Here is a 19,237-nt window from a genome sequence, read left to right as displayed (position 1 = left end):
GGAACTGACGGATGACCGGTCCATGCCCGGTCGACGACCGGGCGGTGATCAGCCGGTGGCCGGTCGGAGGAGAGTACGTGCAAGCGCCAACGCCCCTTCGACCGGGGGCACTTGGAGCACATGCGGTCGCGCGGACGGTACAGCCTCGGCGAGGGCTTCGGCGAATGCCGCGTACAGGGCGGGCCGGGACAGGATCGTCCCGCCGGCCACCACCACGTCGTCGACGGGGACCCGGCGGGTGTCGAGCCGCGCCACGAGCGAGGCGAGCGCGCGGCCCCCGTCCAAGATCACCCGGCGGGCGAGTTCCGAGCCCTCCTCGTCGGCCTCGAACACCTCGGGAGCGTGCCGGCCCCAGTCGGCGGACATCGCTGTGGCGGCCTCCAGGGCCCCGCCGAGCGCCGGCACCTCGCTCACCCCGAAGGAGGCGACGAGCCGGTCGGCGAGCGCGTCGGGTGCCTCGCCCCGGTCGTGCGCGGCCCAGACGGCACGGCATGCCTCCCGGACCAGACCGGCGGCGCCGCCCTCGTCACCGAGAACCGCGCCCCAGCCGCCGACCTGCACCGCCGTACCGTCGGCGGACCGGCCGACGGCCACCGAACCGGTGCCCGCGACCAGTCCCACCCCTTTGTCGAAACCGGCGGCCGGAGCCAGCAGCTCGGCGTCGCCCACCACCAGGCACGGCACCTGAAGCCGTTCCTGGAGGGCGAGACGTATCTCCTCGCACTGCCGGGGCGTCTCGCAGGCATGGGCGCCGACGGCCACGGCGGACGGAGGAGTGTGCGCGGGCAGCACCTCCCCGACCAGCGTGGCCAGCCATGCGGCCGCGGCCGCCCGGTCGTGCGGCCGCCAGCCACGGCTGGTGCGGATGTGGTCGGCGACCGGGTCCGTCCCCGTGACAGCACGGAGATGGGTCTTGGTGCCGCCCACGTCGATACCGACCGCGACGGGCCTTGAGTCCGGCACGTGAGGCCTCTTTCGTCGTTGCGTTGCGATGGGCGCAGCGACGGCTGGGCGAAACCGTGCCTGGACACACAGGGTCTGTGGGGGGTGCTCGGGAAGCCCCGGGACGGGCCTCTGACGGTGCGGTAGGCGAGTACCGCTTGACTTCGTTAGGAAATTAACTAACGAATAAGGGTGCGTCAAGGGTGAGGACGACGGATACCGCACAACCGTGCGGCCGGATGATCGCGGCACGACTGGGGAGACCATGCAACTGAGCGAGAGCGCGCGCGCCGTCTTCGCCGTACTGGCCGCGTCGAGCACCGCCACCCGACCCCAACTGGCCACCGGGGCGCGCCTTTCCAAGCCGACCGTCTCCACCGCCGTGGCCGAGCTGGAGGCCGCCGGGCTCGCCGCGCGCTCCGGCACCCTCACGGGCGGAACGGGCAGGTCAGCGGCCGTTTATGACCTGGGGATCGCCGCCGGCGCGGTCCTCGCCGTCGACCTCGGCCCGAGCGTCACCAGGGTGCGGGTCTGCGCCCTGGACGGTGCCCTGCTCGCCGAGGGCACCGGACCGCGGGCGGACACCGTCGACGTCGTCGCCAAGGCCCTGGGGCGGCTGTCGGCCGGGGCGCCGCTGCGGGCCATCGTGGTCGCCGTCGGCGACGTCACCACCCAGGGCCGGGAGGGCACGGCCGTGCGGCCCGCGACCGCCAAGGCGGGCCCCATCTTCGATGCCCTGACGGTGGCCCTCCCGCCCGGCGTGCCCGTGCACGTCGAGAACAACGTGAACTGCGCCGCCCTCGCCGAGCTGCACGAAGGCGCGGCCCGGGGTCGGGACACCTTCGGCTATCTGCGGATCGGCGTCGGCATCGGTCTCGGTGTCGTCATCGGCGGCCAGGTGCTGCGCGGCGCGAACGGCGCCGCGGGCGAGGTGGCCCGGCTGCCCTACCCGTGGGACGCGGACCGGGAGCCCCGCCACGAGGGCCTGGAGGCGCACATAGGAGCGGGTTCCCTGCTGCGGCGGGCGGCGGACGCCTGGCGGGGCGTGGACGGCGTGTGCCCCGACACCGTCGACGGGCTGTTCGCGCTGGCCGACGCGGGACACACCACGGCCCGCGCCGTCGTCGGCCGGCACGCCGCCGACGTGGGCCGACTGGCCGCCGCGGCGACCGCCGTGCTGGACCCCGGCCTGATCGTGCTGGGCGGCGCCGTCGGCTCCAAGGCCCGCCTGCTGCCCGGCGTACGGGCGGAGCTCGCCCGCCTGAGCTGGCCCACCGAGGTCGTGAGCAGTGCGCTCGGCGACAGCGGCACCGTGGTGGGGGCCAGCCGCCTGGCCGTGGCCCGGGGAATCCAAACCGTGACCGGAGGCTCGGGGGTGAAGCATTGACGGACTCCACCGGCATCTGCCAATGTCCGGACAAGCGCTTTCTAAGTCGGCCGGGACGCCGACTTGGGGCGAGCCATCCCGCCCGTACGCGACGTACGGCAACCGCACGAGGGCGTGCCCGTGCGGTGACAGCCAGAACGGCTGGGGAGCCCGCCCCGCGTGAGACGCGGCCGGGCGAGGCCGCGCCCGGAGAGCGACGTTTTCTGCAAACTGCACCCGTGCCGCCTCGGTCGGCGCCGTGCTCTGTCCCCATACGACGAAACAAGGGATCGAAGATGACCACTGTGGGTGTGCGGCGCTCCAGCCGACTCGGCCGCGGCGGTACGCGCCGCCTGGTTCCCCTCGCTGCCGGAGTCTCGGCGGCCGCACTGTTGCTCTCCGCCTGTGGAGGAGGGGAGTCCGACTCGGGCGGTACCTCCAAGTCGCTGACGTTCTGGATCTCCACGGTTCCGGGGCAGGACGCGGGCTGGAAGAAGATGGTGGCGCAGTACGAGAAGGAGACCGGCGTCAAGGTCAAGCTCGTCAACATCCCCTACGAGGGCTACACGACGAAGCTGCGCAACTCCGCGCAGGCCAACTCGCTCCCCGACGTGGCGGCCGTGCCGGCGCTCGACCCGATCTGGTCGAACAAGCTGATCGACCTCAGCGACATCGCCGACAACAAGGCGAACAAGATCAACGCCAACTTCCTGGCCAAGGACTCGTCCGGGAAGGTGCTGTCCATCCCCTCGGACGTCACCGCGTCCGGCATGTTCATCAACAAGTCGCTCTTCGAGAAGGCCGGCGTCGACTACCCGACCTCCCCCGACAAGACCTGGACCTGGGACGAGTTCATCAAGGCGGCGAACGAGGTCCAGGAGAAGACCAAGGCCAAGTACTCCCTGACCTTCGACCCGTCGCCGTCCCGGCTGCGCGCCATGGTCTACGAGATGGGCGGCAAGTACGTCCACGCCGACGACTCCGGCAAGTTCTCGGTGGACGACGCGACCAAGAAGGCCGTGAAGACCTTCGTCGGCTGGAACGACGACAAGACCATGCCGAAGTCGGTGTGGACCAGCGGCGCCGACCCGTCGGCCATGTTCCAGAGCGGTGACGTCGTCGCCTACTGGTCCGGCGTGTGGCAGGTCGCCGCCTACTCGGAGAGCATCACCAAGTTCGAGTGGGCGAGCGTCCCGACCCCCGCCCAGCCGGTGCAGGCCAGTGACGTCAACAGCGGCGGCATGACGGTCGGCTTCAACAACAACGCCGACGCGGCCGGCGCCGCGAAGAAGTTCCTGTCCTGGCTGTACGAGCCCGACCACTACAGGACGCTGTGCGAGACCTCCGGCTTCCTGCCGGTCGAGAGCGGTCTGAACCCGAAGTACCCCTTCAAGTCCGAGGCGGCACAGGCGGCGTTCAAGCTCTACAACGAGTCCATCCCGCTCTACGACCCGATCTCCGGCTACTTCAACAGCGCGCAGACGAACTGGGTGCTGAAGGGCAAGAGCCTCGCCGAGGACCCGACCAAGACGGAGCTCGGCAAGGCGATCAACGGCCAGCAGTCGTCGGACAAGGCCCTGGAGAACATCGTGGCGGGCTACAACCAGCAGGTCGGCGGCTGAGCGTAGGCCGACAGTCCCGGGCGGCGGGTTCGAGACGCCGCCGCCCGGGCCCCGGGCCCGCGTGATGCCGGGCTCAGGTCCTGAGCCCACCGGAACTCAATCCACCAGCACGGAGTCAGGAAGATGACCAAACGCGCCTCGGCCGTGTCCGCGAGCCCGCCCAGGAGACGCAGCAAGTACACCCTTGCGCCGCTCGTGCTCATCGCGGCCAATGTCGTGCTCTTCTCGCTGTTCTTCGTCTGGCCGGCGGTGATCGGGCTCGTCTACTCCTTCACCAACTACACAGGCGTGGGGGCGTTCCAGTTCATCGGACTGGACAACTACGACAACCTGCTCGGGGACTCCACCTTCTACGACGCGCTGACCCGGACGCTGCTGTACACCGTCCTCTTCGTCCCGCTGAACTTCGTGGTCTCGCTGCTCGCCGCCAACCTGGTGGTGAGCAAGCACGCCAAGGGCGGGTCGGTCGCCCGTGTCCTCTTCTTCATCCCGTGGCTGCTGTCGCCCATCGTCGTGGGTGTCCTGTGGCGGTGGATGTTCGGTGAGAACTTCGGACTGGTCAACTACGTCATCGAGAAGTTCGGCGGAGACGCCGTTCCGTGGCAGTCGAACGCGGACCTCTCGCTGCTCGTGGTGGTGATGGCGTCGGCCTGGGCCTGGACGGGCTTCACCATGCTGCTGTTCATCGCGGCGATCAAGAACGTGCCGGTGTCGTACTACGAGGCCGCCTCGCTCGACGGCGCCGGCCCCTGGCGCCAGTTCTTCAGCATCACCCTGCCGAGCATCGCGCCCACCTCGTTCATCGTCATCCTGCTCAACACGATCAACGCGATGAAGGAGTACCCGGTGTTCGTCGCCCTCAACAACGGCGGACCCGGCACGTCGAACAACCTGCTGGTGCAGTACATCTACGAGACCGGCTTCAAGCGGGGCCAGATCGGCTACGCGAGCGCCGCGTCGTTCGTGCTCATGCTCATCCTGATGGCCGTCGCGATCATCCAGCTGATCGTCAACCGGCGGGTGGAGAACCGATGACAACCACAGACATCCCACGCCCGGTCGACGCCGGTTCCGGTCGGACCGTCTCCAAGAAGCCGCCCCGCCGCGGGGGCCGCGGCGGTCTCCGGCAGGCGGTGTCCGCGACGACCCTGCTGTGGATCCTGGCGTGCCTGTACGGGCTGCCGGTGCTGTGGTTCGTCCTCAGCTCCCTCAAGCCGGCCGGCGACCTGTTCTCCGTTCCGCTGACGCTGATCCCGCAGAACCCCACGCTGTCGGGATTCAGGGCGGCGTGGGACAGCGCCAACTTCTCCCAGTACTTCATCAACACCACCATCGTGTGCGTGATCACGACGATCCTCACGGTGGGGGTGAGCTGCTGCACCGGGTACGCGTTGGCCAAGTACGACAACAGATGGCTCAAGGCCTTCTTCCTCTGCATCCTGGCCACCACGATGCTGCCGGGCGAGGTCATGCTCGCCCCGTCGTTCCTGGTGGTCCGCGACCTCGGCCTCTACAACTCGTTCGCCGGCATCATCCTCCCGGCCGTGCTCACCGCGACCGGATGCTTCATGTTCCGCCAGTTCTTCCTGACGGTTCCCGACGAACTCGTGGAGGCCGCGCGCATCGACGGCGCACGTGAGCTGTCGATCTTCCTGCGGATCATGGTGCCGATCTCCCGGCCCATCATGCTCACCCTCGCCATCCTGTCCTTCCAGTGGCGGTGGAACGACTACATCTGGCCGCTGCTGATGCTGAACGACCCCAACAAGTTCACCGTGCAGATCGGCATCCAGAGCATCGTCGGCGCGCAGAACATCAACTGGTCGGTCCTGCTGGGCGCCTCGGTGATCTCGATGATCCCGCTGATCGCCGTCTTCCTGGTCTTCCAGCGCTACGTCATGAACGCCGACATCAACGCCGGACTGAAGGACTGACCTTGCCCGTGCCGCTCGACCACGAATTCGTGCGCGCGGCGGCCCGCGCCGCCGACGGGTCGGCCGACCCGTCGGCGGACTTCATCGAGCCGCACCGCGCCCTGGCCCGGCGGGTGAAGACCCTGGTCGCGGCGTACCGCTCGCCGGAGTCGGCCCTGCACGGCAGCGAGCGGGCCGTCGCTGCCGCGCTGACCCACCTCCGTGCCCTGCGGTCCGTGCAGACGGCCTCCGGCCTCTTCGCGGGCGGCGACAACGTCCAGTCACCACCGGACTCCGCGTTCACCGTCAACGACGTGTGCGACGCGCACGTCCTCGCCGCGGGCGCGGGGCCCGAACTGGCCGACGTCACGGCGGCGCTCGCCGAGATCGCCGACGCCGCCACCGGCGCTCTCCTGACGGGCGGGGTGCACACCCCGAACCACCGCTGGGAGCTGAGCGCGGCGCTCGCCCGTCTGCACCGGTCGTTCCCCGACGACCGGCTGCTCGCCCGCGCCGAGGAGTGGCTCGCCGAGGGCGTCGACATCGACGCGGACGGCCTGTACTCGGAGCGGAGCGCCGTCTACGCGTCCATAGTGACCAACCCGGCGCTGCTGTTGCTGGCCGAGGTGCTCGGGCGTACCGACCTGGTGGACGTCGTCGAACGCAACCTCACCGCGACCCTGGACCTGATCAGGCCGGACGGCACGGTGGAGACGGTCCACTCGCGCCGCCAGGACCAGAGGCTGTCGTTCGCGCTGTGGCCCTACCTGCCGCACTACCGGCTGCTCGCGATCCGCTCCGGCCGGGGCGACTTCGCCCGCGCGGCCCGCCTGGCGGCGGCCGACGGTATCCACGACCCCGACCTGCTCGCCCAGACCCTCCTCACCCCGGACCTGTGCCGCGCCCTGCCGGCTCCGGACCCGGAGACACTCCCGCGCCACCGGTACCTCGCCACTGCACGCCTCGCCGCACACGCCTCGCCCACCGCGCACACGGTGGTGTACGGCGGCTCGGACGTGCCCGAGCACCGCCGCGTCCGCTCGGGCCTCGCCTGCAACCCCACCTTCCTGCGCCTGTTCGCCGGCGACGCCGTCCTCGACGCGGTCCGTCTCTCACGCGGGTTCTTCGACCTGGGCCCCTTCCGCGCCGCCGACATGCGACAGCTCACCGACGGCCGGTACGAGCTCACCCAAACCCTCACGGCCGCCTACTACCAGCCGCTCCCGGCGGACCGGCGACGGGACGACGGCGCGTACCGGCTGGTCGACGACGGACGTTTCTCGGCCTCCATGGCCTTCCCGGACCGGCCCCGCGACGAGGTCTCTCACACGACCCGCGTCGAGGTGGACCTGCGGGACGACGGCGCAGACCTGCGGATCGACATCAGCGGACCCCGGGTGCCCTGGGCCCTCGAACTGACCTTCCGGCCGGGCGGCGTGGCTGAGGGCGCCGAACCGATCGGCGACGGACGCTGGTGCCTGACGACCGGACCGATGACCTACCGCGTCGGAGACGACGAGATCAGGGTCGAGGTCGCCGTCGAGACGGGCGAACCGCTCGCCGGACCGGACCGGAGCGACGTATTGCGCTACGACCCCGGGCAGGACTACACCGTGGTCGGCGGCACCGACGCGACGACCGGCAACCGCGTCTGTCTCGGCGGACTCGGCCCGCACACCCTGACCCTCGCTCTGCGTGCCCGCCGGGCCGCCCCCGCCGGGTGACCCGATGAACCACACCATGGCCACCACAGGCATGAAGGACTGATCCCCGTGCACCCCACGTCCCCTCCCGTGCATCTCCCGCGCCAGCTCTACCCGCTGCACGACCTGCCGGACAGCCCCGAGGCGTACGACGCGGTCCTCGCCGACGTCGTCGAGCAGGCCCTGGAGCGGATCACGCCCGAGGGCAACCTCGAACACCCCGACTGCGTCGACGACATCGGCGACACATCCCTCGGCATCACCTCCCTGCTGGCCCTCGCCTGGCAGCGCACGAAGGATCCGCGGCTGCCGGAGGCGGTCGGCCGCAGCACGGACTTCCACCTCCGGGAGCGCGTCTTCACCGACGACAACCCCGGCTACCCGAACCTCAAGGTCCGCGACTCGGGCTTCCCGTACGCCCGTTACACCCTGGCGCCCGGCGCCCACCCCATCGGCGACTGGCCGAGCACCGTCTGGGCGCTGCTCCAGGCAGTCAACCTGCTCGACCTCGCCGACGGCCTCCTCACCGACGAACAGATCCACGCCCTGCGGGAGACCAGCCTCGGCTACTGGCGCTGGCTCACCGAGGCGACCTTCTTCAACCCGCAGGAGGCCGGCAACCAGGCCATCGGCTGCGTCGTCGGCGGCCTGATGCTGGCCCACCACCTTCCCCCCGAGGACGGCAGGCGGATCCGCGAGCAGGCCATCGCCCTGTACGTCGAGGAGATCCGTGCCCACCGGGTACGCGACCGGGGCGCCCTCCTCCCGCCCGAGCACGGCGGCGCCTACGACAACAACTACGGCCCGATCTCCCTGTCCTTCCTCGCTCAGGCCCACCTGGTGAGCGGCGAGCAGATCTTCGCCGAGGACGGGGAGGCGGTCGCCCGCTACATCGACGCGCGCCTCACGGTCGGCGGCTTCGACAACGGCGGCCCCCGCTACAGCGAGCAGCACTCCGGCTTCGAGTCCGTGCTCGGCCTGCGCTACTTCGGCCACCGCGTCGGCGCCGACCTGGGCCGCTACCGGGGCGACACCCGATGGGGCCGGCACGCGGTCAAGCCGGACGGCGGGGTCGACGGCCACTTCGCGTGGATGCTCATCTGGCAGATCCAGGACACCACGCCCTGGCACCGCACCCCGTCCACCGATCCGGTCAGGCACCAACTGCGCGCCGGCCGGGTCTCGGTCGCCTTCGACTCGAGGATGACACCCGCCCTGGTCGAGGCCGACGGAACGTACTTCCTCCCCGCCGCCGTCAACCGCCAGCACGGCTTCGGACCGGTCGTCGACGGCTTCCTGCTCTGCCGCCCCATGGGCGAGACCCGGGTCCGGGACGTCCGCGCCCACGGCCTGACGGCCAAGCTCGTCACCAAGCCCGTCGTCACCCGCGACCACGTCCTGCGGCACGTCCGGTCCCTGTACGTCACCGACGGCACCCGGCTGTGGACCACGGTCGCCGTCGAGCGCCTGCCCGGGGAGCCGTACCTCCTCGCCGGACTGCCGTACGTGGCGGACAGCGCCGAGGGCCTGTGCCGGATCGCGGACGCCGACGTCGCCTCCGCCGGGGACCTGTGGCTGACCCATCCGGCCGCCGAGGGCCCGGAGTTCTTCGACGCCCGCGCCGACACCACCCAGGAGCGCGCCGCCTTCGCCCTCGCCGCCGATCCCCGCGGCTACGGCAACCCCGACGAGGGCTGGTCCCACCTGGTCGCCTCCACGGCCGTCGAGGCCACCCCCGCGCCGGACGCGCCGGACGACCTCACCGTCTTCGCCGTCCGCCACGGCGGCTCCGGCGAGGTCTTCGACCCCGCCTTCGACCGTGTCGCGGAGGGGCTGAGGGTCCGCACGGAGGCGTTCACCGCCGTGATCGGCGATCCGGCGGGCGACCACCGGGGCGAACCGACACTGACCCTGCGAGTCTGACCTCCGCGGCCCCACCACGGGCCCCACGAGCCGGCAGCCCGACGTTCCTGACGACGTCGGGCTGTCTCGTTCCCCGGGCCGCCCCTACGCTCCCGCGTCCACCGCGGGCATCGCCGACCCCGGCACGATCAGGTCCGCGTACGGCCTGGTCGACGCCACCAGCTCCGCATTGCGCTCGTCCGTACGCAGCACCCAGTCGACCGCCTCGTCGTGCCCCTTGCCGAACTCCTCGTGCCGGGCCACCAGACGACGGACGCGTTCGGCCTCGTCGAGGTCGCAGAACCACACCTCGTCCAGGTGGGAGCGGACCCGCGACCAGGGCTCCCCGTTCACCAGCAGGTAGTTCCCCTCGGTGACGACCAGACGCGCGGACGGCGGGACCGGGATCGACCCCGCGATCGGCTGCTCCAGGGTCCGTTCGAACCCCGGCGCGTACACGACGTCGTCCTCGTCACCCCGCAACCGCTCCAGCAGGGCCGCGTACCCCGCCGCGTCGAACGTGTCCGGCGCGCCCTTGCGGTCCCGGCGGCCCAGGCGGTCCAGCTCCACGTCGGCCAGATGGAAACCGTCCATGGGGACATGGGCGACCCAGGGCTCGCCGCCGCCGTTGAGCTCCTGGGTCAGCCGCTCGGCCAGAGTGGTCTTCCCCGCGCCGGGGCCGCCGGCGACACCGAGGAGGGCACGACGGTCGGGGCGGACCAGGGCGGCGGCACGACGCAGCAGGTCGTCGAAGGTGACAGGCATGGGGAAGACGGTAGACCCGCCCGGCGTAGTCGCGCCCGGACCGGGCAGACGACCTCTGCTGTCATCGGAAAGTGAGCGAAGCGGAAGGTGCCCATGCGTGCGAGACCCTGGTCGGAGCCGGACGGCGACGACGAGGCGGTGCGGCAGGAACTGGCGCGACTGCGCGCCGAGGTACGGCAGCTGCGCACCCGGATGGAGGGCCGCCCGCTGGTCGCCCAGGCCCAGGGCATGCTGCGGGAGCGCTACGCCCTGCCGGACGCCGAGACCGCGTTCGCGCTGCTCCAGTGGGCCTCACAGCAGTACAACGTCAAGCTGCGCACCCTCGCCGAGGCGGCTGTGGGCGCGCCACGTCCCGATGACCGCGGCGCGCTGTGGTTCCCCGGCCGGGCCCGGCACGCCGAGCCGGCCCTGAGCTTCGATGAGGAACAGGACCGCCGTGCCGGACGCGGCAACCGGAGTCGCGTCCTGACCGCCGTCCTCAGCCAGACCCTCGCGATCGTCGACACCGACATGGGCAACGTGCAGATCGCCGACCGCACCGAGGGCGGACTGCGCATCGAGCGGCACACGGGACACACACCGGACTTCGTCGACTTCTTCGCGTACGTCGGGGACGAGGGCACCTCCTGCGCCAAGGCCGCGCGGGAGGTCGCCCAGGTGACCGTCGAGGACGTGGCGACGGACGCGGTGTTCAGCGAGGACGCCCGCTCCGCCATCCTCCACGCGGGCAGCCGGGCGTGCCACAGCGTGCCGCTCATCACCGCCTCCGGGCTCTGCGTGGGCATGGTCTCCGCTCATTTCGAGCGCCCGCTGAAGGGGCTGACGCGAGCTCAGCTCAAGGCGTTGGCCGTCGCCGGCGCCGAGGTGGGCGAGTGGCTGGCCTGGTACGACCGGACCGTCGTCCTGGACGCCCTCGAACACCTCCACGCCCTCGGCCGTGCCCACGGCGGCGGCAGCATCAGTCGCCGGTGAGAGGGGTTCTCACCCGTGCGGCCCACTGACTCCCGCCCCGCGGGGAACCCCCACCCCATGACAGACACGGCCCGCCCGACCACGTCGACCGGAGCGACCGACCACGGCGAGCGGGTCACCCTCGACGGGGGACAAGCCCCGGCGCCTGGACATCCCGTCCCCGAAACGACCCGGCTCGGCGCCGGACCAGCCCCCGCACCGGCGCCCGGGCCGCCACCGGGGCCGAGCGGGCTGAGTCAGCCGCAGAAGGCGGACTCCAGCGTGCGGTTCACCGTCGTGTACACGGTGCCGTTGTTCGACGTGTTGGCGAACGAGGTCACGCTGCGCTTGCCGTTCTTCGAGGTGAACGCCCAGGTGTAGTAGCCCTGCACGGTTCCCGTGTGCCCGTACACCGAGACCCCGCACGACAGGTCGCGCCGGCGCAGTCCCAGGCCATACGCCTGGGTGCTGTTGACCGGCGTCCACTTCAGCATCTCCTTCAGCCGGGCCGCCGAGGTGAGCTTGCCCTGCACCAGCGCGGACATGAACTTGTTCAGGTCCTTGGCACCGGAGACCAGACCGCCCGCGCTCTGCGCCCACGACGTCGTCTGCAACGTCGAGTCGATCTTCTTCCCGGTGGAGTCGGCGGTCATGTAGCCGCGCGAGTGCTTGCCGGGGATCGTGTTCTTCGGGTGGACGTAGAACGTGTCCGCCAGCTTCAGCGGTGTGATGATCCGGTCCTGGTACGCGGTCGCCACCGGCTTCTTGGTGAGCTTCTCGATGAGCATGCCCGCGACCACGAAGTTCGCGTTCGAGTACGCGTAGGACGCGCCCGGCTTGTTGGTGAGCGGCTTGGCGAGCGACAGGTCCATCAGCTGACGGTAGGTGAACACCTTGTTCCGTACGTTCTCGAACCCCGCCACGCTGGGGGAGAAGAGGGTGTTGGCGTAGTCGTACAGTCCGCTGCGGTGGCTGAGCACATGGCGCACGGTGATCTTCTTGTCGGGCAGCAGCCCCGGCAGATACGTGTTGACGGAGGTGTCGAGCTTGATCTTGCCCTCGTCGACCAGCTGCAGCAGGACCACCGCCGTGAACGTCTTGGTGACGCTGCCGACCCGGATGCGGTCCCCGGTACCGAGGGCCCGCTTGGTGGTCCGGTCCGCGACGCCCTCCGCCAGGTGGTGCACCTTGCCGTTGTCGTCGATCCTCGCGAACGCGCCCGGCGCTCCCTGTGACAGCGCCGTGCGCAGCGTTTTTCGCAGCTCGGTCGTGTCGGGCTCCGCCGCCGGGGCCGCGTGGGCGGGGACCGTCAGCAACGACAGCGCGACCGCGCCCAGCGTCACCACACCCGTGCCCACCGTTCTCGAAACCATCTGATCCGTCTCCTGTCACCCGCTGTCATCGACAGGGTGCATTGGAGTCGAGCGGTAACGGAGAGTCAAGTAGCGCAGTGCGGGGGTGAGTTGCCCGACTCGAAAGAGGGACAGTTCGACGGGTCGGTTTCATCCGCCGAAGAGCTGGGTCCAGTAGGTTCCGGCCGCGCCGCCTCCGGCGAAGCCGATACCTACATGGGTGAAGCCGGGTTTGAGGATGTTCGCCCGGTGGCCGGGGCTGTTCATCCAGCCGCGCACCACCTCAGCGGCGGATCGCTGACCGCAGGCGATGTTCTCGCCGATGGAGCGGCGGGTGGAACCGGCCGCCGCCGCGCGGTGCCAGGGTTCGCGGCCGTCGGGGGAGGTGTGGGAGTAGAAGGCCCTGGCCACCATGTCGGCGCTGTGCGCCTGGGCGGCGGTGGTGAGAAGGGGGTCGGGGGAGAGTGGGGGCAGGCCGGCCCCGGCCCGTTCGGAGTTGGTGAGGGTGATGACGTCGGTCGCGGTCCGGTGGAGGCCGTCGGAGGAGAAGGGGTGGGCCCAGAGGGCCGTCCAGAAGACGGTGCCCGAGCGGGGGTCCGTGGCCTGGCCGAGGCCCGTCTCGCTCCAGGAGGGTTCGCGCAGGGTGCGTCCGGCTTCGGGGTCGGAGCGGCAGTAGTCCACGAACTCGGCGGGGGTGCGGGGGCCGGAGACCAGGTGTTCGCCGATGGTGAGGTAGGCGTAGCCGGTGGTGGTGACGCGCTGGTGGACGGAGACGCCGTCCTTGCCTTCGGCCGCGAGGCGGCGCTGGGCGGCCATCGCGGTGGCGTGGGCCCGGGCGGCGGCCGAGAGGCGGGCGTCGAGAGAGACGGGGCGAGAACCAGCCGTGGCTCGGGTGGAGTTGACCAGGTCGAGGTAGTGGGTGAGGGGGTCGGTGGGAGGCCGTGCGCTTGTGGGGCGCGTCCACGTCGGTGGGGGCTCGTCGCGCAGTTCCCCGCGCCCCTGGAGGGGCGCTTGTGCGGGCGCCTCCTCTTCCAGCACCTCCACCCCGAAGTCCCTCGCCACCCCCGCCAGTCCGTCCGCGTAGCCCTGGCCCAGGGCCCGCAGCTTCCAGACCGGCCCCTTGCGGTACAGCTCCGCCAACAGAAGTACCGTCTCGCGGGTGGGTCTCGGTGGGGTGAAGCGGGCGAGCGGGCGGCCGTCGGGGGCGGTGACGAGCAGGGTCGGGGCGGGCAGGTGGCCCAACGGCGTGTCGGGAACGGACGGGCTGATCGCGAGGGTGAGACGAGTGGCGCCGGGACGCAGGCCCGGTCGGTTCACCGTCAGCGTGTCTCCGGACAGTCGGGCGCCGGGGGCCGTCGGCTGGTTGTAGAAGACGAAGTCCGCGTCCCCGCGGACCTTGCCGGTGTCGTCCGTGACGAGGGCGGAGACGTCGAAGGGGCCCGGCACCCTGATCGTCAGGGGGCCGGTCGGCAGAGGGGTGTTGCCCCCGGGTACCAGCTCGTTCATCGGTGCCGTCCGTCGCAGTGACCGTCAGCCCGACAACGTCTCATCCCCGCAGGGCGGTTCCCGTGCCCTCCTGTCGCCCCATGGCGGCCAGGGCGTCCTGGCGGCCGGAACGCATGGACCTGATCGCCAGGAGCAGGACCCCGATGTCGTCCAGGTAGACCGGGTCGGGGACCAGGTCGGTCGGCAGGACGAGATAGAGCACGGCGCCCCAGAAGACCCACTTGGGGCCGGTGGGGAGTCCGGCACGGCGCAGTTCGCGCCGGGTGCGGACGAGCCGGAGGAGCAGCCAGACGGCCGCTCCGAGAAGAGCGGCCGCGACCACCGCGACCGCGACGATCACCCACGTCCAGGAATCCATCGGTCCCGCCCCTCTGTCGGGCCGGGCGGTCCGCCCGGCCGGTGCCTGTCCATCGTCTTCCCCCCTGGGACGCGGTGTACCGCGACGCGCGGGGGAGGGGCGGGTCAGTGCGAGGCGCGGGCCAGGTTGTGGTCGACGAGGGCCTGGCTGACGGCCCGGATGGAGCGGGCCATGTGGTTCAGCTGCATGACCTCGGCGGCGTACATCTTGATGGTGTGCTCGATGACCGACTCGGACATGCCGAGGCTGGGCAGCTCGGAACGGGCGGTCTGCAGGGCGGTGCGGGCGACCCGGATCTCGTGCTGGACCTGGATCTGCGCGTGGCGGGCGAGCAGCACGGGGTGGCGCATCATCGCCGGGTAGGAGCCGTAACGGGCCGGTACCAGCTCGCGCAGCCACCTGGCCGCGGACCTCTCCCAGTCGTAACTGCCCGGTGTCTTGACCTGACACGGCCAGTCCGTGCGGAGGGGCGAGGAGGTGAGGGCCATGTTCAACGCTCCGGTCTTGCATCGACGCCATTGTGTGCAACGGGTGTGGAGTCTGGGCGGCCCCGGCATAGGGGATGGCCGGGGCCGCCTCACCCGGGGCGCCGTGCGGGTAGGAGCGGACGGACCCGGGTGGACGGCGTGCCCCGGAGTCCCCCGGGTCACGATCCGCGAGCAGTATTTATATATACCGATGAGTTTGCAAGGGCATGAAAAAATTCATGTCGGGAAAGCGGTGAATAACCCCCTGCTGTCCGGACCAGACCGGGGCGAACGGGATCAGTCCCGCAGGAAGAACTGGTGCTGCTCCGAGACCTGCTCGTACGCCTCCAGGCGGGCCTGGGTGCGCTCCGGGTCGGCGTCGGTCATGGCCTGGAGCAGGGCGGAGGACATCATCACGGGCGCCGCGTAGGAGTCGAAGACCAGGCGTGAGCCGGTGCCCGTGGCGAAGACGGCGTCCGCCTCGTCCGCGAGCGGCCCGAGCGCCAGATCGGTCACCAGGGCCACCCTGAGGCCGGCGCCGTGGGCGACCCGCAGCGCGGTCAGGGTCTCCTGCGCGTGCCGGGGCATGGAGAACGCCAGGACCCAGGTGCCCCCCGCCTCGCGGGACTGCAGCAGCGCGTCGTACGCGACCGTGCCGCCCTTCGTCACCAGCCGGACGTCGGGGTGGATACGGCGGGCGGCGTACGCGAAATACTCGGCGAGCGCGCCGGAGATCCGGAGGCCGAGGACGGTCAGCGGGGCCGAGCGGGACAGGGCACGGCCGATCTCGATCACCTGGTCGGGGTCGGCGAAGTCGCGCCGCAGGTTCTCCAGGTTCTCGATCTCGGCGTCCACGGCGGCCTGCAGTTCGTTGCTGCGGTCCGCCGCGGAGAGCGTCGGGGCACTGCCGAGGGTGGCGAGCGCGATGGCCTGGAGCCGCTCCCGCAGCGCGGGGTAGCCGCTGAAGCCGACGGCGGCCGCGAACCGGGTCACCGAGGGCTGGCTGACGCCGACCCGTTCCGCGAGATCGGTGATCGACAGGAACGCGGCCTCGGTGATGTGCTCGATCAGGTACTGGGCGATCCGCCGCTGCCCCGGGGAGAGGCGGGGGCCGTCGAACAGCTCTCTGAGCCGGGACGTGGGCGACTGCTCGGTGTCCGCGGCCGTCCGCCCCGACGTGATCGCTGATGCCTGCGCACGTGCCTGTTGCGGCGATGGCACCCGCGCGCCTCCTTCGTCTCCCACGAGCACTCAACATAGCCCACGGCCCGCGCGATGCCGGGTGGATCCCGCGACCTGCGAGAACCCCGTTTCGGGCACACCATGGGGGTACCCGGGGTACCCGCACCCTGTCGTCCACACGAGGGAGAAGGCTCGTGACCTTGCCCAGCCTGCCCGTGTCCCAGGTGGAGGTCGTGCTCTGCGACTGCTCCGCCCAGGACGCCGAACGCGTCTTCGCCTGTCTGCGCGCCCACTTCGAGTCCGACCGGCGCCCCGACGACCCGCCGCACGAGACCGGCACCGACCGGCCCACGATGTGGACCGGCATGTACGACACGGCCGCCGCTGTCACCACCGGCGGCCGGCACCCCGAGCCGCCGTCCGCGCCCGTCACGGTCGAGGTCCAGGGCAGCCCGCCGGCCGTACGGCTGCTGCGGTCCGCGCTGGAGGAGGAGTACGCCGTGCGTCAGGTCGGCGTCGAGGCCGGTGACCAGGAGGTCCAGCTCCAGCTGCGGGTCGAGGGGCGGGAGGGGCGGGGCTGATGACGACTCTGGGGGTGGGCGGCGGGCGCGCGGCACGGGGTTCGGTGACCGAGGGCGCGGCCCGCGCGGGACTGACGGCACGCGGTGTCATCTATCTGCTGGTCGGGGCGCTGGCTCTGCAGATCGCGTTCGGCGGGAGTTCGGAGCAGGCGGACCGGCAGGGCGCCCTGGAGGCGATCTCCGAGAAGCCGCTGGGCTCCGTGATGCTGTGGGCCCTGGGCATCGGCCTGGTGGGCATGGCGCTGTGGCGGCTGTCGGAGGCCGTGTTCGGGGCGGCGGGCCCCGACGGCTGCAAGTGGACCAAGCGGCTCGCGTCCGCCGCGCGCTTCGTCTTCTACACCTTCGTCGCCTACTCGGTGCTGACCTTCGCGGCAGGCGGTGGCAGCGGCGGAGGAGGCGGCGGTTCGAGCGACGAGCAGTCCCGGGACGTGACGGCCCGCGCGCTCGAACTCCCCGGCGGCCAGTGGCTCGTGGGCGCGGCGGGTCTCGGCGTGATCGCCGCGGGCGGCTGGATCGGCGTACGGGCCGCGATGCGCTCGTACCACAAGCACCTCCGGCTCGGCGAGATGTCACGGCGCACGCGCCGCCTCGTCGACGTCACGGGCGTGGCCGGCGGGGTCGCCCGCGGCCTGGTCTTCGCCACGGCCGGTGTCTTCGCCGTGCGTGCCGCTGTCGAGTACGAACCCGACAAGGCCAAGGGGCTCGACGACACCCTGCGCTCCTTCGCCGACTCCCCCGCGGGGCCGACGCTGCTGGCCTGTGTCGCGGTCGGGCTGGTCCTGTTCGGGCTGTTCTCGTTCGCCATGGCGCGCTGGCGCAAGGTGTGAGGCACGTCAGGAGAGCGAGCCGGCCGGAGGGCGGGGCGTACCGTCTCCGGCCGGGTGCCCGATTCGCTCACGGGAACAGTCGGTCGAGGAAGGCGTTCCCGTAGACCTGGTGCGGGTCGTGCCGGTCCAGGACCTCCCGCGCACCGGCCCAGTCCGGCCCCGCGCCGTCGTCGAAGGAGGCCGGTACGACCGTGCCGAGCACCTCCTCGTCGCTCCAGGCGGCCTCGTCCGTGTAGCCCCAGCCCTTGGACCACTCGACCCGGGTGAGGGCGTGGTCACCGTCGTACGTGGTGAGCAGGAACCGCTCCAGCTCCCGGAAGAACGCCTCCGCGTCCGGCGTCCCCGGCAGCGTCAGCACGTCCAGCCACACGGCGGTGTCCCACTCGGGCCGGTCGGCGCGCGGCCGCAGCGCCGACAGCAGCGGGGCTCGGGCGCCCGCCACCCCGACGTCCGCCGGGTCGTCGAGGCCGGTCACCCGGATCTCCACGGACCCGTTGACCGGGTACCGCCCCCGGGCCGCGTACGCGGCGAGCCGCTCCCGGTAGAACGCCGCGAACTCGGAGACCACGCGCTGCACCTGGTCCCGTGCGGTGAGCACCGCGTACCCGTTGGCCGTCACCCGCAGCGTGGTCGGCTTCAGATAGAGGAGCGTGTTCTTCGACGGCCCCCAGATGTCCGCCGAGAACGTGGCCGCCAGACCCGACGTGGCCGTGGCCAGCTGCGCGTTGCCCAGCACCGGCGCCAGATACCAGGCGGCATCGGACACCATCCGCCCGACGAGGTCGGCGACGACGGTCGGCACGTTGTCCGAGAAGGGGTAGTTGTAGGGCGAGGTCACACGCCGGGAGGTGAGCGGGCGGGTCGGCTCGACGCTCCACACCTTGAACCAGGGGAACTCGGTGAACGCGAACCAGATCGCCTCCAGGCGCCCCGCCTCGTCCAGGAAGCTCGCGAACGTCCGCCCTCCGGTGCCGGGCGCGGCGAACAGCTCCCCGGCCGGGATGTCGGTCCGGCTCAGGCACCGCAGATTGCTGTTCGCCCCCACCCGCAGCACGACCTCGGTGACCAGCGCGCGGCCGACATGGGTGAGCAGCGCGGCCCCGTCCGCGTCGTCCCGCCGGAAGGTCCGCAGGACGTAGGCGTCACTGCCGGCGTCCCACACCACCGCCGTCAGCGACAGCACGAGATTGCTGAGCGAGCCGTACGTGTGACCGGCCGGTCGTGTCTCCCCGGCCGCGGGTACGGCCGTGCCGTGCGCGTCGACCGCGAGGGCGCCGCCGAGGGAGAGGTCCCCGGGCGCGGGGCAGGCGGTCACTCCGAGGCCGTGGCCCTCCAGGAAGGTCAGCAGCGCTTCCAGCGAGGCGCCGGAGCCCACCCGGACGGCGGCCGGCTCGGTGGACTCCAGGGTCATGGCGGTGAGGTGCGTGGTCGTGTCGACGAGCAGCACCGGGGCGTCCGCGTCGGTGCCAGGGGTGATCGTCAGGGGCGACCAGCCGTGGGAGTGGCCGCGTGCGCGGACCGTCCAGCCCTGCCGCCGTGCCCAGTTGACGACCGCCACCACCTGCTCCGCGTCGGCCGGCGCGCACGCCCACAGGCCGGACGCGGTGATCTCCCCGTCCCAGTTGCGGTACACCGACCTGTACAGCTCGACGTCCGCGGGGAAGCCGGGCAGTTCGGCCGCGGCGGCGGCCGGGTCCTGGCGGACGAGCTGCGGGGTGAGGGCGAGGGCTGCGGTGCCGAGGAGGAAACCCCGGCGGGAGGTTGCTGAGGAGTCGGTCACGGTGATCACGCTAGGCCGGA

The 19,237-nt window shown here is 71.4% G+C and carries 17 protein-coding genes; 9 read left to right on the top strand and 8 right to left on the bottom strand.

Translation table 11 applies throughout. The features are described 5' to 3' along the window. Nucleotides 1-48: 48 nt before the first annotated feature. Nucleotides 49-963 (bottom strand): BadF/BadG/BcrA/BcrD ATPase family protein, encoded by a 915-nt coding sequence (locus P8T65_RS04165; RefSeq protein ID WP_316724044.1) that lies wholly within the window; start codon nt 961-963, stop codon nt 49-51. A gap of 244 nt (nt 964-1,207) precedes the next feature. Between P8T65_RS04165 and P8T65_RS04160 the strand changes: the two genes are divergently transcribed. The 6 genes from P8T65_RS04160 (at nt 1,208) to P8T65_RS04135 (ending at nt 9,469) form a co-directional block, all read left to right on the top strand. After that, nucleotides 1,208-2,329 carry an ROK family protein gene (locus tag P8T65_RS04160; protein WP_316724043.1) on the top strand — a complete coding sequence of 374 codons (1,122 nt, stop codon included), beginning with the start codon at nt 1,208-1,210 and terminating at the stop codon, nt 2,327-2,329. 275 nt (nt 2,330-2,604) lie between these two features. After that, complete coding sequence (locus P8T65_RS04155; protein ID WP_316724041.1) at nt 2,605-3,930, top strand: sugar ABC transporter substrate-binding protein; 1,326 nt, start codon at nt 2,605-2,607, stop codon at nt 3,928-3,930. A gap of 123 nt (nt 3,931-4,053) precedes the next feature. After that, nucleotides 4,054-4,965, top strand: coding sequence for a carbohydrate ABC transporter permease (locus P8T65_RS04150; protein WP_230223141.1), 912 nt, complete (start codon nt 4,054-4,056; stop codon nt 4,963-4,965). After that, nucleotides 4,962-5,864 carry a carbohydrate ABC transporter permease gene (locus P8T65_RS04145; RefSeq protein WP_184902800.1) on the top strand — a complete coding sequence of 301 codons (903 nt, stop codon included), beginning with the start codon at nt 4,962-4,964 and terminating at the stop codon, nt 5,862-5,864. The genes P8T65_RS04150 and P8T65_RS04145 overlap by 4 nt, the downstream gene beginning before the upstream one ends. A 2-nt stretch (nt 5,865-5,866) precedes the next feature. Next, nucleotides 5,867-7,567 carry a hypothetical protein gene (locus P8T65_RS04140; protein WP_316724040.1) on the top strand — a complete coding sequence of 567 codons (1,701 nt, stop codon included), beginning with the start codon at nt 5,867-5,869 and terminating at the stop codon, nt 7,565-7,567. A 69-nt stretch (nt 7,568-7,636) separates the two neighbouring features. Then, nucleotides 7,637-9,469: a hypothetical protein gene (locus tag P8T65_RS04135; RefSeq protein WP_316731473.1), complete on the top strand. Its 1,833-nt coding sequence runs from the start codon at nt 7,637-7,639 to the stop codon at nt 9,467-9,469. A gap of 84 nt (nt 9,470-9,553) precedes the next feature. Here the strand turns inward: P8T65_RS04135 and P8T65_RS04130 are convergent, their stop codons facing one another. Continuing rightward, the gene (locus P8T65_RS04130) at nt 9,554-10,213 is read right to left on the bottom strand and encodes a nucleoside/nucleotide kinase family protein (protein WP_316724039.1); all 660 of its coding nucleotides are present in this window, start codon (nt 10,211-10,213) and stop codon (nt 9,554-9,556) included. 93 nt (nt 10,214-10,306) lie between these two features. On the opposite strand from P8T65_RS04130, the gene P8T65_RS04125 reads away from it, so the two are divergent. Continuing rightward, nucleotides 10,307-11,185, top strand: coding sequence for an ANTAR domain-containing protein (locus tag P8T65_RS04125; protein ID WP_316724038.1), 879 nt, complete (start codon nt 10,307-10,309; stop codon nt 11,183-11,185). Nucleotides 11,186-11,421: 236 nt separating this feature from the next. On the opposite strand, the gene P8T65_RS04120 is transcribed toward P8T65_RS04125, so the two are convergent. The 5 genes from P8T65_RS04120 to P8T65_RS04100 form a co-directional block, all read right to left on the bottom strand. Beyond that, nucleotides 11,422-12,537, bottom strand: a complete 1,116-nt coding sequence (locus tag P8T65_RS04120) for a serine hydrolase domain-containing protein (protein ID WP_316724037.1) — start codon at nt 12,535-12,537, stop codon at nt 11,422-11,424. A 129-nt stretch (nt 12,538-12,666) separates the two neighbouring features. Then, nucleotides 12,667-14,022 carry a CAP domain-containing protein gene (locus P8T65_RS04115; protein ID WP_316724036.1) on the bottom strand — a complete coding sequence of 452 codons (1,356 nt, stop codon included), beginning with the start codon at nt 14,020-14,022 and terminating at the stop codon, nt 12,667-12,669. A 40-nt stretch (nt 14,023-14,062) separates the two neighbouring features. Continuing rightward, a complete protein-coding gene (locus P8T65_RS04110; RefSeq protein ID WP_184902814.1) occupies nt 14,063-14,380 on the bottom strand; it encodes a YkvA family protein in 318 nt (105 codons plus the stop codon). A gap of 104 nt (nt 14,381-14,484) precedes the next feature. Continuing rightward, nucleotides 14,485-14,868, bottom strand: coding sequence for a hypothetical protein (locus P8T65_RS04105; RefSeq protein WP_316724035.1), 384 nt, complete (start codon nt 14,866-14,868; stop codon nt 14,485-14,487). 276 nt (nt 14,869-15,144) lie between these two features. Beyond that, nucleotides 15,145-16,068: a MurR/RpiR family transcriptional regulator gene (locus P8T65_RS04100; protein ID WP_230223158.1), complete on the bottom strand. Its 924-nt coding sequence runs from the start codon at nt 16,066-16,068 to the stop codon at nt 15,145-15,147. A gap of 155 nt (nt 16,069-16,223) precedes the next feature. Here P8T65_RS04100 and P8T65_RS04095 point away from each other — a divergent pair, with 155 nt between their 5' ends. Both P8T65_RS04095 and P8T65_RS04090 read left to right on the top strand, forming a co-directional pair. Next, on the top strand, nt 16,224-16,610 hold the full coding sequence (locus tag P8T65_RS04095) for a hypothetical protein (RefSeq protein ID WP_316724034.1): 387 nt from the start codon (nt 16,224-16,226) through the stop codon (nt 16,608-16,610). Next, complete coding sequence (locus P8T65_RS04090) at nt 16,610-17,437, top strand: DUF1206 domain-containing protein (protein ID WP_316724033.1); 828 nt, start codon at nt 16,610-16,612, stop codon at nt 17,435-17,437. The genes P8T65_RS04095 and P8T65_RS04090 overlap by 1 nt, the downstream gene beginning before the upstream one ends. Nucleotides 17,438-17,504: 67 nt before the next feature. Here the strand turns inward: P8T65_RS04090 and P8T65_RS04085 are convergent, their stop codons facing one another. After that, complete coding sequence (locus tag P8T65_RS04085) at nt 17,505-19,217, bottom strand: cholesterol oxidase substrate-binding domain-containing protein (protein ID WP_316724032.1); 1,713 nt, start codon at nt 19,215-19,217, stop codon at nt 17,505-17,507. Between the last annotated feature and the right edge of the window lie 20 nt (nt 19,218-19,237).

The sequence above is a fragment of the Streptomyces sp. 11x1 genome (genome assembly GCF_032598905.1).
Taxonomy (GTDB): domain Bacteria; phylum Actinomycetota; class Actinomycetes; order Streptomycetales; family Streptomycetaceae; genus Streptomyces.
Note: the sequence above shows the minus strand (reverse complement) of the source record. Positions and strands in the feature narration are given on the sequence as shown.